Here is a 13,783-nt window from a genome sequence, read left to right as displayed (position 1 = left end):
GGACAATCCATGCGGGTAAATCAGGGGGCTACTGGTCCTCACGCAAACCGTCATACCGGTCCTCAATCAACTTGGCATTCTCAGACTGATACAACGCCGTTGTTAGCCGGTCGGTCGACATACCGAGTTCGTTCAGGCGAGCAATGTACCTGGTGACGTTGCGCATCTTGACGTCCTCGTACCCGCGGACGATATCGGGGGCGGATGCCGCGGCAACGGCGGCCTCATAGTTGTCGGAATCCAGCTTATCCGCGAGGTCGAGCACCATTGCTTCGTAGTGGGCGAGCAAGAGGCGCTCCACCTTGCGCACACGGGCGTAACCGAACGGGTCAAACTTCGTGCCGCGCAGAAATTTACCGCGGGCGAGCATCTTGAGTGCGATGTGCGATCTCGGCCCGAAACCAACCTTTGTCTTGCGCCCCAACGCTTTCATTGTCGGAGGGTGCAGCTTGTAGGTCAGGTTCTGCCCTCCACGGACCTCGCTGTCAACGGCGCGGATGAACGCCGGATCGGTGAGCAGACGCGCAACCTCGTATTCGTCTTTGTACGCCATCAGCTTGTGCAGTCCGATGGCCACGGCCTCGGAGAAGGCGCTCCGCTCACCCACCGCCTGCTCGCGGGCCCATACCTGTTGAACGCTCTGGATATAGCGCGCCGCGACACGGTCGCCCTGGTAGGCCACCAAGGCGGCAGCGCGCCGCTCCAAGAGTTCGCGGGTACGGCCTGCCACTGGGCAGGCGACAAGGAGATGACCGGGGATGGCGATATCGCTTCGCTGCGGAAGCGGACCGGCCGCTGTAGCGGCGCGAAATTCCGCTGGATCGGCTACCGCCACTCTGCCCCACCCAAATGCTGCTTGATTAACCTGCACAGCAACACCATTGACAGCGATGGCCTCGAGGATGGCCTCGGCGGGAATCGGGATTCCGCCAGCTTGATAGGCGGCGCCGACAATCAGGAAGTTGGCCGCAGCGGTGTTGCCGAACAGTGCCAGCGCGGCCGACATCGCATCGAAGGACGTCAGCGAGCGGCAACGCAGGTCGAGACGTTCAAGAAGTTCGCGGGTCTCGGGGTAGGTGACAGCAGGGTCGTAAACCATGTCACCGGTCGGGGTCTTACTCGTGGATGCAACCGTGAGGGAACGTTGCGGGTTACCGTAACCCGCATACTTCGCATCGGCCGCGGTGAGCAGATCGAAGGCGAGGATACAGTCGGCCGACGCGGGGCTGATCCGATTCGACGACGCGTCGGGATGCGTGCTGATTCGCAAGTGCGACGTCACGGGGCCGGCCTTTTGGCTGAGCCCGGTCTGGTCGAGTCCCTCCACGTGCAGACCCGCCTGCAGCGCCGCCACACCGAGAACCTGGTTGACAGTGACGATTCCGGTGCCACCGATGCCGGCGAGGAAGATGCCGTGACTCCCGCCGATGCTCGGTATCTCGTTGTTGGCGACTGGCGGCGGCGCGGGAATTGTCGGTCGCGGGGCCGCGCTGGGGCCCTCGGGCAGGTCGACGGTCACAAAGCTCGGGCACTCGCCATCCAGGCAGGAGTAGTCGGTGTTGCAGGTGGTTTGGTCAATGCGGGTCTTGCGGCCGAATTCGGTATCGACCGGTTGGACGGACAGGCAATTGCTCTTGACTCCGCAGTCGCCGCAACCTTCACAGACAGCTTCGTTGATGATGACGCGTGTCCGACGCACCGGCAGTGCACCGCGCTTGCGCTTGCGCCGCGCATCGGCGGCGCAGACCTGGTCATAGATCAACACCGTCACACCTGGGGTGTCACGCAAAACCCGTTGCGCCTCGTCGACTCGATCCCGGGGCCAGAGCAGTACACCTCGTGCGAACGAGGCTCCGTCGTGGCGGCTGGGCTCGTCGGCGCACACGATCGTCTTTGCAACGCCTTCGGCCTCGAGCTTGTGTGTGAGATCAGGAACGCTCAGAGCGGCCTCGGGATCCTGGGCCCCGGTCATGGCGACCGCGGAGTTGTAGAGAATCTTGTAGGTGATGTTGACCCCAGCGGCAACACACGCCTGCACTGCGAGCTGCCCTGAGTGGAAATACGTTCCGTCCCCGATGTTTTGAAAGATATGACTGGCGTTGGTGTACGGTGACTGCCCAATCCATTGGGCGCCCTCGCCACCCATCTGGGTCAGGCCGGTGACCTGGGAATCCAGCCGCGACGACATCGTCACCAGGGTATGGCAACCGATGCCGCCGGCAGCCAAAGATCCCTCGGGCACCCCCGTCGAGCGGTTGTGTGGACAGCCCGAACAGAAGTAGGCGGTGCGTCGGGTCGGCAGCGCGGTGAGTTCCAGCAGCGGTGGCGGCGGTTTGACCAACTGCGCGCGCCCGTCGAGCACGGCGCGCAACGGTGCGATCAGGCGCGCGGCCGTCAATTCACCGTCCGCGGGGACCAGGTGATCTCCCTCGCCGTTGCGCTTACCGATCACCTTGGGCGGGTGGTCGATGCCGTAGAGGATTTCCTTTACCTGGGTCTCGACGAAGGAGGTTTTGTCCTCAACAACGAGAACTGTCTCGACGCCGTCGGCCAGTTGGCGCACCTTCTCCGCGCCCAAGGGGTACGGCATCCCAACTCGCAGGATACGAACACCCGCGTCGAGCAGATCGCGTTCCCGCAGACCGAGTTCGGTCAGGGCTTGACGAAGCGAATCGTAGGCCGTGCCCACCCCGACAATGCCCAGCCACGCCTGTTCGGGAGCGACGGTGATGTCGTCAATGTCGTTGGCGGCGTTGAAGGCTTGCACCATCGCCCATCGCGGTCCGTAAAGGTCTGCCTCGGCCAGCACACTGTCCGGCGGGGCCGCCAACCGCCGCTGGCGGTAGGTCCACGGTCGCCCCTGCCATTGGAGGCTGGGCTCGATGATGTCGAGATCGGTGAAGTCGCGGTTCAGAGTCCACAAGCCGTCGGCAACATCGGCAACCAGCTTCATCGCCGGCCAACAGCCGGACAGACGTGACAGTGCAATTGCGTAGAGACCGAACGTGACGATCTCTTCGGCGTTGCGAGGGAAGAAGATCGGCATCGACAGTGCGGCAAGCGACCGCTCACTTGCTGCCGGTACCGAGGACGATTTAGCCGCCGGATCATCACCGACGAGGACGAGTGCCCCGCCGCCAGGATGTGCACCGTACATCGCTGCGTGACGAAGCGCGTCGCTGGCTCGATCCAGCCCGGGGCCCTTGCCGTACCAAACCCCGATCACCCCATCATGAGTGCGCGATCCGCCGGGAAGTTCAAGCTGGCTTCCCCACACCGACGTTGCAGCCAACTCTTCATTCATTCCGGGGACCACCTTGACGTCGTGTTCCGACGACAAACTCGGGATACCGGTCAGCAGCGTGTCGAGACCGGCCAATGGGCTGCCCTGGTAGCCAGACACAAAAGTCGCTACACGGCGGCCGGCCCGCCCGTCACGGGCGTGCTGTTCGACCAGCAGGCGGGGCAGCGCTTGCACACCGGTCATCACGACGGGCCCCGACGATGGGCGATATCGGTCTTGCAGATCCACCGAGAGTGGATTGGAATCAACAGATTTCAATTCGGTCATCGCGTTTGCAACCATCCGTAACTCCGCGACACCTGCCGCGACTAAATGATCCGAGGGCCAACCCAAGGCTGCCTCTGCAGCGCGGTTGGGTCAACTAGACTGCCTTCAACTAACCCAGTGGCATAGTTGGCACGTGCCACCGCACGAGAAGGTGACACGAATGATCAGCCTTGACCGACTTGACGTGGAGCTCCTGCGAATTCTCAGCACAGACGCGCGCACAGGAACCGTGGAACTGTCCTCGGTGTTGGGCATTGCCCGAAACACGGTGGCGTCGCGGCTGCGCAAGTTGGAGGAGGCCGGCTTGTTGATTGGCTACCAGCCCCGGCTAGACCTGGCCGAGGCGGGCATCGGGGTGCAAGCGTTCATCGCCGTTGAAATCGAACAGGGTCGGCTGGGCGCGGTTGTTGACGATCTAGCGGCTATTCCCCAGGTGCTGGAAGTTCACGCCACAACTGGCCGCGAAGATCTGCTCGTCCGGGTGGGTTCCCCTTCGCAGGCCGACCTGCAGGCCCTCATCGAGCATGTCGTCGCCCTTGACGGTGTCGTGCACACCAGCACCACGCTGGCGCTGACGACACCGCTGCCGTTTCGGGCGATCCCACTTCTGGAATACATCACCCGCGACACCGGATGGGGTCGGTCCACGCCTGCTCCCCTCGATTAGCGGGGGCGGGCACGCTCGACCCGGAGGTGACAAGGGATTCCACCACCCGCGCCCGCGACCACGTCAGACGATCGAGGGATGGGGGTTGCAGGCGATGCGCGTTTCGATGTCATGTGCGGTGCGGCGGACCTGCTCCCCAAGCGTGCGGATGCGAGCGCTGTCCACGGTGGTGAACACCGCTGCGGTGACCGACATCATGACAGCGCCGCTGCCGTCGGTGATCGGGGCCGAGATGATGGCGACGCTGTGGCTGGCCGTATCGCCCAATTCCTCGGGTAGGACGTCTATGACGGTGAGATCGGCGAAGGCACGGGCCAACTGGGCGGTGATGGCGTCGACTTCGCCATCGCCGGTGAGGGCGCGCAGAGCGGTGTAGACCCGAAGATACTCGGTGGTTAGTCGTTCGACGGCGAAGCCGCGGGTTCGAATCTCCTTGAGTATCGCCGTCATTCGGCGACGCAACGCGACGCTGGGCTGGCCGATGGCTTCCAGCCAAGCCTTTTGGACGTCGGGGGCGGCCCAGGCCACGTATTCCCTGCCGAATGGCGCCACCAGCGGCGTGCGCAGACCGGGTCCGATTCGCGGTCCGGTCAAGCAGTTCCCCGCGGTTTGATCGATGACGAGCGTCTCCCCTTGCCTGCGGCTGAGGTGTACCTGCGTCCCGGTCGCTGCGGCAAGTGCCTGCAGGTCGTCGCGGTAGCGGTGCGTACTAGTCGGGTTGGCCAGGCTGGCAATCGCCGGGCCCCACGAGTAGGCGGCGGTGGCGGGGTCGCGGGTGACCCAGTCATGGATGGCCAAGGTGGTCAGTATCACGTGGCCCGTCGCGCGACTGATGGTCAGGCGACGGCAGATCTCGGCCAGCGTGAACTGGCGGTCAGGGTTGGCTCCCAACAGTTCCACGACCGCAACGACGCGCTCTGTCGGTGGCGAGTTCCCTTGACGCTGAGACTCTGTGGGGTCTACCTTCATCGTCACAATATCGAACGGTATGTCGAAATATCGACATAGGCAACTGGCGGGAGACGTGCCTGTGGGTGATCGATTCGTGGGTAAACGGGTGCTGGTCACTGGGGCGGCCGGCGGCGTCGGTCGCGCGACGGTCGCACTGTTCGAGGCCGAAGGCGCCTCGGTGGTGGGCGTGGACTTAACGCCGGGTGAGGGCATCGTCGCCTGTGACGTCGGCGACGAGGCCTCGGTGCATGCCGCCGTCACCGCGGCAACCGAACGCCTGGGCGGGCTCGACGTCGTCGCCAATGTGGCCGGCGTCGACCACTTCCGCAAGTTCGAAGACCTGGACACCGCCACCTGGCAGCGCCATCTGAGCGTGAATCTGACCGGCCCGATGCTGATCAGCCGCGCCGCCCTGCCACACCTGCGCACCAGCAAGGGCAACATCGTCACCATCGCCTCAATCGCCGGTCTGCGAGGCCAGCCCTACCAGGCCGCGTACTGCGCCTCCAAGGCCGGTGTCATCATGCTGATGAAGTCGCTCGCACTCGAGTTGGCGGCCGACGGCATCCGGGTCAACACCATTTGTCCCGGAGGTGTGCAGACGGATATGCCGACCACCGCGGCCGCCGAGCACGCCAACTCCGACCTCGACTGGGCGCTGCTGATGGAAACCTCCGGAGCCCGTTACGGATTCATGCCGCCGAGCCACATCGCCGACGCCATCGCCTACCTCGCCTCCGACGCGGCTGCGTCGGTGACCGGCGCGGTCCTGTCCGTCGACCGCGGCACCGCCTGCTGAAGCACCCCGAGAAAGGAACAGACATGTCGATCACCGAGGACATCCTTCGTGAGCTTCTCGACCGGGAACAGCTCAAGGAACTGCGCGCCAAGTATTTTCGCTGCCTGGACCTGCGAGACCAGGAAGGTTTTGCGTCGGTCTTCGCCGAGGACGCCGTACTCGAAGTACCCGAGGTCGACCTCGTCTTCCGTGGCCGCGAGGAGATCGCCACCAAGGTGCTCGCCTCCGTGAGCGGCGCGGTCAGCGCTCATCACGGGCACACCCCCGAATTGACCTTTACCGGCCCCGACACCGCCACCGGCATCTGGGCGATGCAGGACATCGTCGAGTGGCCCCGAGCCGCCTCTGGCGAGCGGATTGGCATCACCGGAGTTGGTCACTACCGCGATGAGTACGTCAAGGAAGATGGCCAATGGCGCATCGCCAAGGTCCGGCTGGAGCGGATCCGAGTGCAGACCCTCAATGAACTCTGACGATGCATGAACCACTGCCCGGGCAGAGCCAGTTCTGCCAGTAGGCCTACTCTCGCACCACGTCGGCGGGCGCCTTGTCAGGCCGCAGGCCGCGCCAGCTCGGATGGCGCAGCCGGCCGTCGGACGTCCACTCGCCATAACGCACCTCCCCCACCAACTCTGGCTGCACGTACGTGACGCCCTTGGCGTCCAGCCTGGGAAGCGCTGTGCTGAAGGGTGATTCGTCGGTGTGCAATGGCGCGAGGATCTCCCTGAGCTTCGCGAGTTCCTTGTCGGAGAACCCCGTGCCCACCCGGCCGATGAACCGCAAGCCGCCGTCGTCGGGGATCCCGAGGAGTAGCGCACCGATCCCGCTCGAGCGTCCGCCGTTACCCTCGCGCCAGCCGCCGATCACCGCCTCCTGGGTCATCCAGTTCTTGTCCTTGATCCACGCTGCCGACCGCCGGCCCGGCTGATAGGTCGAGTCCCACTTCTTGGCGACGACACCTTCCCACTTCTTCCTGCGGGAGAACTCGATCGCGTCCGGCCCATCACCGTCGATCAGCGGCGGAACGATCAAATCCGTTCCCTCGGCGAAGGTTTCCAGCACCTTGCGCCGGTCGCGATACTTCGCCTTTAGCAGCGAGCGCCCGTCGAGCCGCAGGATGTCGAACGCCCAAAACTCGATCCTGGTGGCGCGCACCCGATTCTGCATCTCGCCGAAGTTCGGCACACCGTCGGCGTCCAGCGCCACCACCTCGCCGTCGAGGATCACGTCGTGGTCGGCGAGATCGGCTGCCAGCGACTGCAGTTGGGGATAGTCGGCGGTGAGGTCCCGGCCGCTGCGGGATTGCAGCCGCAACTCACCGCCGGAAATCTCGACCAGCAAGCGATAGCCGTCGAACTTGCCCTCGAACCCGTACTGCGCCCCGGTCAGCTTCTCGACCGAACCCAAGGTCGCCAGCATCGGCGAGTAGTCCGCCAAGTGGGGCGTGGACTGCTCCTTCATCCGGCGCGCCAGCCACTGGTTGCCGTTGGTCTGAATCAGCGCATAGCGCCCGGAGATCCGCTGCCCGTGCAGGTCGACGATCACCTCGCCGCCCTTGTCTGCCCCGGAGTCCCGGAACTTCTCCGCCTCATAGGTACCGGAGTCCCAGATGATCACCTTGCCGCCGCCATATTCGCCCTTGGGGATGTCGCCGGAGAACGTCGCGTACTCCAGCGGGTGATCCTCGGTGTGCACAGCGAGGTGGTTGACCGCCGGGGTGTCCGGCAGATTCTTCGGCACCGCCCATGACACCAGCACACCGTCGCGCTCCAGCCGAAAGTCGTAGTGCAGCCGGCGGGCGTGGTGCTCCTGGATGACGAAGGTGTTGCCGTTGCCGGCCGGAGCCGCCTGGCCGGCAACATCGGACGCAGCAGGGGACGCCTTGGGGACCGGCTCGGGCGTCTTGGCCGAATCCCGCATGCCGCGATACCTGCTCAGGCGATCTTCACGTGGCACGTCGGCGTCCATGTCGGCCAGCAGGTCCCCCTCCTCGGCCACCCGGGCCAGCACCTCGCGGTACTCCAGGTGCCGCAACGCCGGATCGCCGATCTCCTCCCACGTGCGCGGCGCGGCGACCGTCGGAGTCTCCCGCCCGCGCAGCGAATACGGCGCGATCGTGGTCTTGGACCCGCTGTTCTGGCTCCAGTCCAGAAAGACCTTGCCGGCCCGCAGGCTCTTGGTCATCGTCGCGGTCACCAACGTGGGCATGCTCTGTTCCAACTGCTGGGCCACCCGGCGGGCCAGCGTCACCGCCCCGCTGCTGCTGACCGGGTCGGCCAACGGGGCGTACAGATGCAGCCCCTTGCTGCCACTGGTGAGCGGGTGCACCGTCAGCCCGATGTCGTCCATCAACTCGCGCACGGCGTTGGCGACCTCGCCCAGCTGCGCCATGGTCACGCCCTCGCCCGGGTCGAGATCGAAGACCAAACGTGTTGCCGGACCGGGCTTTCCGGCTGAAGTGAAACGCCATTGCGGCACATGAACTTCCAATGCGGCCTGCTGAGCGATCCACGCCAGGCCCGTCGAACTCTCGACGATGGGATACGTGGTGCTGCCCGAGCGGTGTACGACTGTCGCGCGGTCGAGCCAATCCGGTGCCGAACTGGCAAGCTGCTTTTCGAAGAATGCCGACTCATCGACGCCGTTGGGCCAGCGTTTCCGGGTGACGGGTCGGCCGGCGATATGCGGCAGCATCACCTCGGCGATCGAGGTGTAGTACTCGAACACGTCGGCCTTGGTGGTGCCGGTAGCCGGGTAAAGCACCTTGTCGGCGTTGGTCAGCACGACGCGCGGTCCCCTCGTCGCTCCCGGCGGCCACACGTAATTCACCATCCCAACGGTATTACCCGCTGTTACCGTGGACTATGACCAGAATGCTGGTGGCCGCCCTGTTCGCGCTGCCCGCGTTGATTGGCGTTCCGCAGGCCGCCGCCGAGCCGGAAGACCACGTCCCCTACTGCTCGGCCGGGCAGAACCCGGTGGACAGCAATTGCCGCCCCGCGCCGTATCAGGGCACCAGCGAGGGCAGCGCGCCCGGTGCGAATCCCGATCTGCCGACCGGGCTGAATCCGGGCGTCCAGCCCGCCATCTGACCCAGCAACACCGGTTAGGCCTGCATACTGGACAGATGCGTTCCATCTGGAAAGGCTCGATCGCATTCGGTCTGGTGAACGTCCCGGTGAAGGTGTACAGCGCCACCGAGGACCACGATCTGAAATTCCATCAGGTGCACGCCAAGGACAACGGCCGCATCCGCTACAAACGCGTCTGCGAAGTGTGCGGTGAGGTGGTCGAATACCGCGATATCGCCAAGGCCTACGAGTCCGACGACGGCCAGACAGTGATCATCACCGATGACGACATCGCCACCCTGCCCGAGGAACGCAGCCACGAGATCGAGGTGGTTCAGTTCGTTCCCGCCAGCGAAATCGACCCGCTGATGTACGACCGCAGCTACTTCCTTGAGCCGGACGGCAAGTCATCGAAGTCCTATGTGCTGCTGGCCAAGACGCTCGCCGACACCGATCGGGTGGCGATAGTGCATTTCGCCTTGCGCAACAAGACCCGACTGGCCGCGCTTCGGGTCAAGGACTTCTCCAAGCGCGACGTGATGATCGTGCACACCCTGCTGTGGCCCGACGAGATCCGAGACCCCGACTTCCCGGTCCTCGACAAAGACGTTGAGATCAAGCCCGCCGAGCTGAAGATGGCCAGCCAGGTGGTCGAATCGATGGCCGACGACTTCCACCCCGAACAGTTCCACGACACCTATCAGGAACAACTCCTCGAACTCGTCCAGGCGAAGTTGGAAGGCGGCGAGGCGTTCACTGCCGAGGAACAGCCCGCCGAACTGGACGAGACCGAGGATGTCTCCGATCTGCTGGCCAAGCTCGAAGCCAGCGTCAAACGTCGCCGCGGCGAGGCGGGCAGCTCGGACGACAAGGCGCCGGCGAAGAAGGCACCGGCCAAGAAAGCCGCGAAGAAGGCACCGGCCAAGAAGGCGTGAACTTTCGGTGATTTTCGCCGAATCTTCGAACTCGGCACCAAAATAGAACGTGTTTCAGTTACGTTCCGAATTCAGCGTCATCAACCGTGGCGATCTTGTTACGGTGTTCGCCGACAAGGGAAGAGAGATACGTGATCCTCGACAAGTTCAGACTTGACGGTCAAGTTGCAGTAGTCACCGGTGCCGGTCGCGGCCTTGGCGCGGCAATCGCCGTCGCATTCGCCGAAGTCGGCGCCGACGTCGTCATCGGTTCGCGCACCCAGTCCGAGCTGGAGGCGGTCGCCAAGCAGATCGAGGCGGTCGGACGGCGCGCCCATATCGTCGTCGGTGACCTCGCGCACCCGGACACGACAGCCGCCCTCGCCGGAACAGCGGTCGAGGTGTTCGGCAAGCTCGACATCGTCGTCAACAACGTCGGCGGCACCATGCCCAACGCCCTGCTGAACACCAGCGTCAAGGACATGAAGGACGCGTTCACGTTCAACGTCCTGACCGCGCACGCCCTGACGCTGGCGGCGGTTCCGCTGATGCTCGAGCATTCCGGCGGCGGCAACATCATCAACATCACCTCGACGATGGGCCGGCTGGCCGGCCGCGGCTTCGCCGCGTACAGCACCGCCAAGGCCGCCCTGGCCCACTACACCCGGCTGACCTCGCTGGACCTGTCCCCGAAGATCCGAGTCAACGCCATCGCACCGGGTTCCATCCTGACCTCGGCGCTGGAGATCGTGGCCTCCAACGACGCCTTGCGCGATCCGATGGAGAAGGCAACGCCGATGAAGCGACTGGGTGATCCGCTCGACATCGCCGCGGCTGCCGTCTATCTCGCGTCGCCCGCCGCGAGCTATCTCACCGGCAAGATCATCGAGGTCGACGGCGGCCTCATCATGCCGAACCTCGACCTTCCCATCCCAGACCTGTAAGCCCCGACCTGTAAGGAGCGCCATGGCCATCCGCGTCGCACAAGTCGGCACCGGCAACGTCGGTGTCCACGCGTTGAAGGGGTTGATCGCCAACCCCGCCTTCGAATTGACCGGCGTCTGGGTCTCTTCGGATTCCAAGGCCGGCAAGGACGCTGCCGAACTGGCCGGGCTCTCCGGCGCCACCGGCGTCACGGCCACCACCGACCTCGACGAGGTGCTGGCGGCCAAACCAGATTGCGTCGTCTACAACGCCCTGGCCGACAACCGGCTGCCCGAGGCGCTGGAGGATTACCGGCGGATCCTGGCTGCCGGCGTCAACGTCGTCGGCAGTGGTCCGGTGTTCCTGCAGTGGCCGTGGCAGGTGATCCCCAACGAGATGATCCAGCCGTTGGAAGATGCTGCCCAGCAAGGTAATTCGAGTCTATTCGTCAACGGGATCGACCCCGGATTCGCCAACGATCTGCTGCCGTTGGCGCTGGCGGGCACGTGTCAGAGCATTCAGCAGATTCGGTGCATGGAGATCCTCGACTACGCCACCTACGACAGCGCCACGGTGATGTTCGACGTGATGGGCTTCGGTAAGCCGCTCGACGAGATCCCGATGCTGTTGCAACCCGGCGTGCTGAGCCTGGCCTGGGGCTCGGTGATCCGTCAGATCGCGGCCGGGCTCGACCTCGAACTCGACGGCATCGAGGATATGTACGTACGCGAGCCTGCACCGGAAGACATCGAGATCGCCGCCGGCACGATCGCCAAGGGCACCGCCGCGGGACTGCGGTTCGAGGTGATCGGTCTGGTCGGCGGGGCCCCGGTCATCGTCCTCGAACATGTCACCCGGCTGCGTGAGGATCTGTACCCGGAGTGGCCGCAGCCCGTCCAGGAAGGCGGCAACTACCGCATCGAGATCACCGGCGAACCGTCCTATGCCATGGATCTGTGCCTGAGCTCGCCGAACGGTGACCACAACCACGCCGGATTGGTCGCGACCGCTATGCGCCTCGTGAACGCCATCCCGTCAGTGGTGGCCGCACCCGCCGGGATCTGCACGACGATCGACCTACCACTGGCCACCGGCAAAGGCCTGTACGCTCCAGGATAGGGAACTGCCAGGAAGGGAACGCCCATGCGGCAAAGGCTCCGCTCCGTGTTTCCGACCGTCATCGCCGCCGGCGCTACCGCGGCTGCGGTTGCTCCCGCCGCTAGGATTATGCCTATCCCTGGGGCGACGAGTTCATCGGTCCCGCACTGATTTTCGGTGGCCCCGGCGGCGCCCATGGCGGCCGGGGCCGCTGAGTTCGGGATCGCGGCCACCTAGGAGGCCAACATGATTACCAAGTTCGTTCTTGGGGCTCCATTACTGATCGCGGTTGTCGCCGTCGTACTGGCCGTCCCTGCGACAGCACGGCCGGCGCAATGCACTGACACCGGACCCAACACCACAATCTGCGAAACCCCCGGGCACACGGCGATCGTCACCTCACCCAACCCGGCTCTGCAAAACCCGCTGGCCGGCTGGGGCTTCGGCGGCTTGGGCATCGGCTTCGGTGGAGTGTTCATCGGCTTGTGACGCGAATCGGCTAGTTTCGGGTACCCTCACTTTCTTGTTTGAGTATCCGGATAGAAGGCTCGTCGATTGGCACAGGTGACCCGCGCCCCAAGGTCGGGCTGGTATCTACTTGGCCCGGCGTTCGTGGCGGCGATCGCCTACGTCGACCCCGGGAACGTCGCGGCCAACATCAGTGCCGGCGCACAGTTCGGTTTCCTGTTGGTGTGGGTCATCGTGATGGCCAACGTGATGGCCGGGTTGGTGCAGTACCTGTCGGCCAAGCTGGGGCTGGTCACCGGTCGCACGTTGCCCGAAGCCGTCCGCGACCACACCCGCAGGCCAGGCCGCATCGGGTTCTGGCTTCAGGCCGAGTTGGTCGCGATCGCGACCGACCTTGCTGAAGTGGTGGGCGGCGCGATCGCACTGCGGCTGCTGTTCGGCCTGCCGCTGCTGCTCGGCGGGGTGATCACCGGAGTGGTGTCGCTGCTGCTGCTGGTTGTTCAGGACCGGCGCGGTCAGCGGGTGTTCGAACGGGTGATCACCGGGCTGCTGCTGGTCATCGCGACCGGATTTCTGTCCAGCCTGTTCGTCAAGACACCGCCGGCGGCCGATGTGGTGGCGGGTCTGGTCCCCCGATTCGACGGCCCGGAAAGCATCCTGCTGGCCACAGCCATGCTCGGCGCGACTGTGATGCCGCACGCGGTCTATCTGCATTCCGGGCTCGCCCGCGACCGGCACGGTCACCCCGAGGCCGGTGCACCGCGCGCCCGGCTGCTGCGCATCACCCGGTGGGACGTCGGCATCGCCATGCTGGTGGCCGGCGCGGTCAACCTGTCCATGCTGCTGATCGCGGCGACCAACCTGCAGGGTCGCAGCGACACCGACTCGATCGAAGGCGCACATACCGCGGTGCGCGACACACTCGGGCCCACCGTGGCGCTGCTGTTCGCCATCGGTCTGCTGGCCTCCGGGCTGGCATCGACGTCGGTCGGCGCGTACGCCGGGGCGATGATCATGCAGGGGTTGTTGCACAAGACCTTTCCGCTGCTGCTGCGCCGGCTGATCACGCTGATCCCGGCGCTGGTGGTGCTGGCCATCGGCGTCGATCCCAGCCGAGCGCTGGTCATCTCCCAGGTGGTGTTGTCGTTCGGCATCCCGTTCGCACTGGTACCGCTGGTTCGGCTGACCAGCAATTCCACACTGATGGGTGCAGACGCCAACAGTCGGCTGACCACGGCCCTGGGCTGGACGGTGGCGTTGGTGATTACGCTGCTGAACGTGGTCCTGATCTATTTGACGCTCGCGCGCTGAGCGCGACCG

Annotated in this window: 12 protein-coding genes; 9 read left to right on the top strand and 3 right to left on the bottom strand. The window is 64.9% G+C overall.

From position 1 onward, the window contains the following. Positions 1 to 28 precede the first annotated feature (28 nt). Positions 29 to 3,571: an indolepyruvate ferredoxin oxidoreductase family protein gene (locus tag G6N38_RS15725; RefSeq protein ID WP_163752040.1), complete on the bottom strand. Its 3,543-nt coding sequence runs from the start codon at positions 3,569 to 3,571 to the stop codon at positions 29 to 31. 160 nt (positions 3,572 to 3,731) lie between these two features. Here G6N38_RS15725 and G6N38_RS15720 point away from each other — a divergent pair, with 160 nt between their 5' ends. After that, positions 3,732 to 4,238, top strand: a complete 507-nt coding sequence (locus tag G6N38_RS15720) for an Lrp/AsnC family transcriptional regulator (protein ID WP_163748971.1) — start codon at positions 3,732 to 3,734, stop codon at positions 4,236 to 4,238. Between the two features lie 63 nt (positions 4,239 to 4,301). On the opposite strand, the gene G6N38_RS15715 is transcribed toward G6N38_RS15720, so the two are convergent. Next, positions 4,302 to 5,213: a helix-turn-helix domain-containing protein gene (locus tag G6N38_RS15715; RefSeq protein WP_407662730.1), complete on the bottom strand. Its 912-nt coding sequence runs from the start codon at positions 5,211 to 5,213 to the stop codon at positions 4,302 to 4,304. 55 nt (positions 5,214 to 5,268) lie between these two features. Here G6N38_RS15715 and G6N38_RS15710 point away from each other — a divergent pair, with 55 nt between their 5' ends. Both G6N38_RS15710 and G6N38_RS15705 read left to right on the top strand, forming a co-directional pair. Next, positions 5,269 to 5,988, top strand: a complete 720-nt coding sequence (locus tag G6N38_RS15710) for an SDR family NAD(P)-dependent oxidoreductase (protein WP_163748969.1) — start codon at positions 5,269 to 5,271, stop codon at positions 5,986 to 5,988. A gap of 23 nt (positions 5,989 to 6,011) precedes the next feature. Next, on the top strand, positions 6,012 to 6,461 hold the full coding sequence (locus G6N38_RS15705) for a nuclear transport factor 2 family protein (protein ID WP_163748966.1): 450 nt from the start codon (positions 6,012 to 6,014) through the stop codon (positions 6,459 to 6,461). A gap of 46 nt (positions 6,462 to 6,507) precedes the next feature. On the opposite strand, the gene G6N38_RS15700 is transcribed toward G6N38_RS15705, so the two are convergent. Beyond that, positions 6,508 to 8,820, bottom strand: a complete 2,313-nt coding sequence (locus G6N38_RS15700) for an ATP-dependent DNA ligase (RefSeq protein WP_163748964.1) — start codon at positions 8,818 to 8,820, stop codon at positions 6,508 to 6,510. A 32-nt stretch (positions 8,821 to 8,852) separates the two neighbouring features. On the opposite strand from G6N38_RS15700, the gene G6N38_RS15695 reads away from it, so the two are divergent. The 6 genes from G6N38_RS15695 to G6N38_RS15670 all read left to right on the top strand — a co-directional run bounded on the left by G6N38_RS15695 (position 8,853) and on the right by G6N38_RS15670 (position 13,774). Then, positions 8,853 to 9,080, top strand: a complete 228-nt coding sequence (locus G6N38_RS15695) for a hypothetical protein (RefSeq protein WP_246227232.1) — start codon at positions 8,853 to 8,855, stop codon at positions 9,078 to 9,080. A 35-nt stretch (positions 9,081 to 9,115) separates the two neighbouring features. Continuing rightward, a complete protein-coding gene (ku, locus tag G6N38_RS15690) occupies positions 9,116 to 9,994 on the top strand; it encodes a non-homologous end joining protein Ku (RefSeq protein WP_163748962.1) in 879 nt (292 codons plus the stop codon). A gap of 131 nt (positions 9,995 to 10,125) precedes the next feature. Further along, positions 10,126 to 10,917 (top strand): SDR family oxidoreductase, encoded by a 792-nt coding sequence (locus G6N38_RS15685; RefSeq protein ID WP_163748960.1) that lies wholly within the window; start codon positions 10,126 to 10,128, stop codon positions 10,915 to 10,917. Positions 10,918 to 10,939: 22 nt separating this feature from the next. Continuing rightward, the gene (locus tag G6N38_RS15680; RefSeq protein ID WP_163748958.1) at positions 10,940 to 12,016 is read left to right on the top strand and encodes an NAD(P)H-dependent amine dehydrogenase family protein; all 1,077 of its coding nucleotides are present in this window, start codon (positions 10,940 to 10,942) and stop codon (positions 12,014 to 12,016) included. A 225-nt stretch (positions 12,017 to 12,241) separates the two neighbouring features. Further along, a complete protein-coding gene (locus tag G6N38_RS15675) occupies positions 12,242 to 12,484 on the top strand; it encodes a hypothetical protein (RefSeq protein WP_163748956.1) in 243 nt (80 codons plus the stop codon). A gap of 66 nt (positions 12,485 to 12,550) precedes the next feature. Then, positions 12,551 to 13,774 (top strand): Nramp family divalent metal transporter, encoded by a 1,224-nt coding sequence (locus G6N38_RS15670; protein WP_163748954.1) that lies wholly within the window; start codon positions 12,551 to 12,553, stop codon positions 13,772 to 13,774. Positions 13,775 to 13,783: the final 9 nt, after the last annotated feature.

Source organism: Mycolicibacterium helvum (assembly GCF_010731895.1).
Lineage (GTDB): Bacteria > Actinomycetota > Actinomycetes > Mycobacteriales > Mycobacteriaceae > Mycobacterium > Mycobacterium helvum.
Note: the sequence above shows the minus strand (reverse complement) of the source record. Positions and strands in the feature narration are given on the sequence as shown.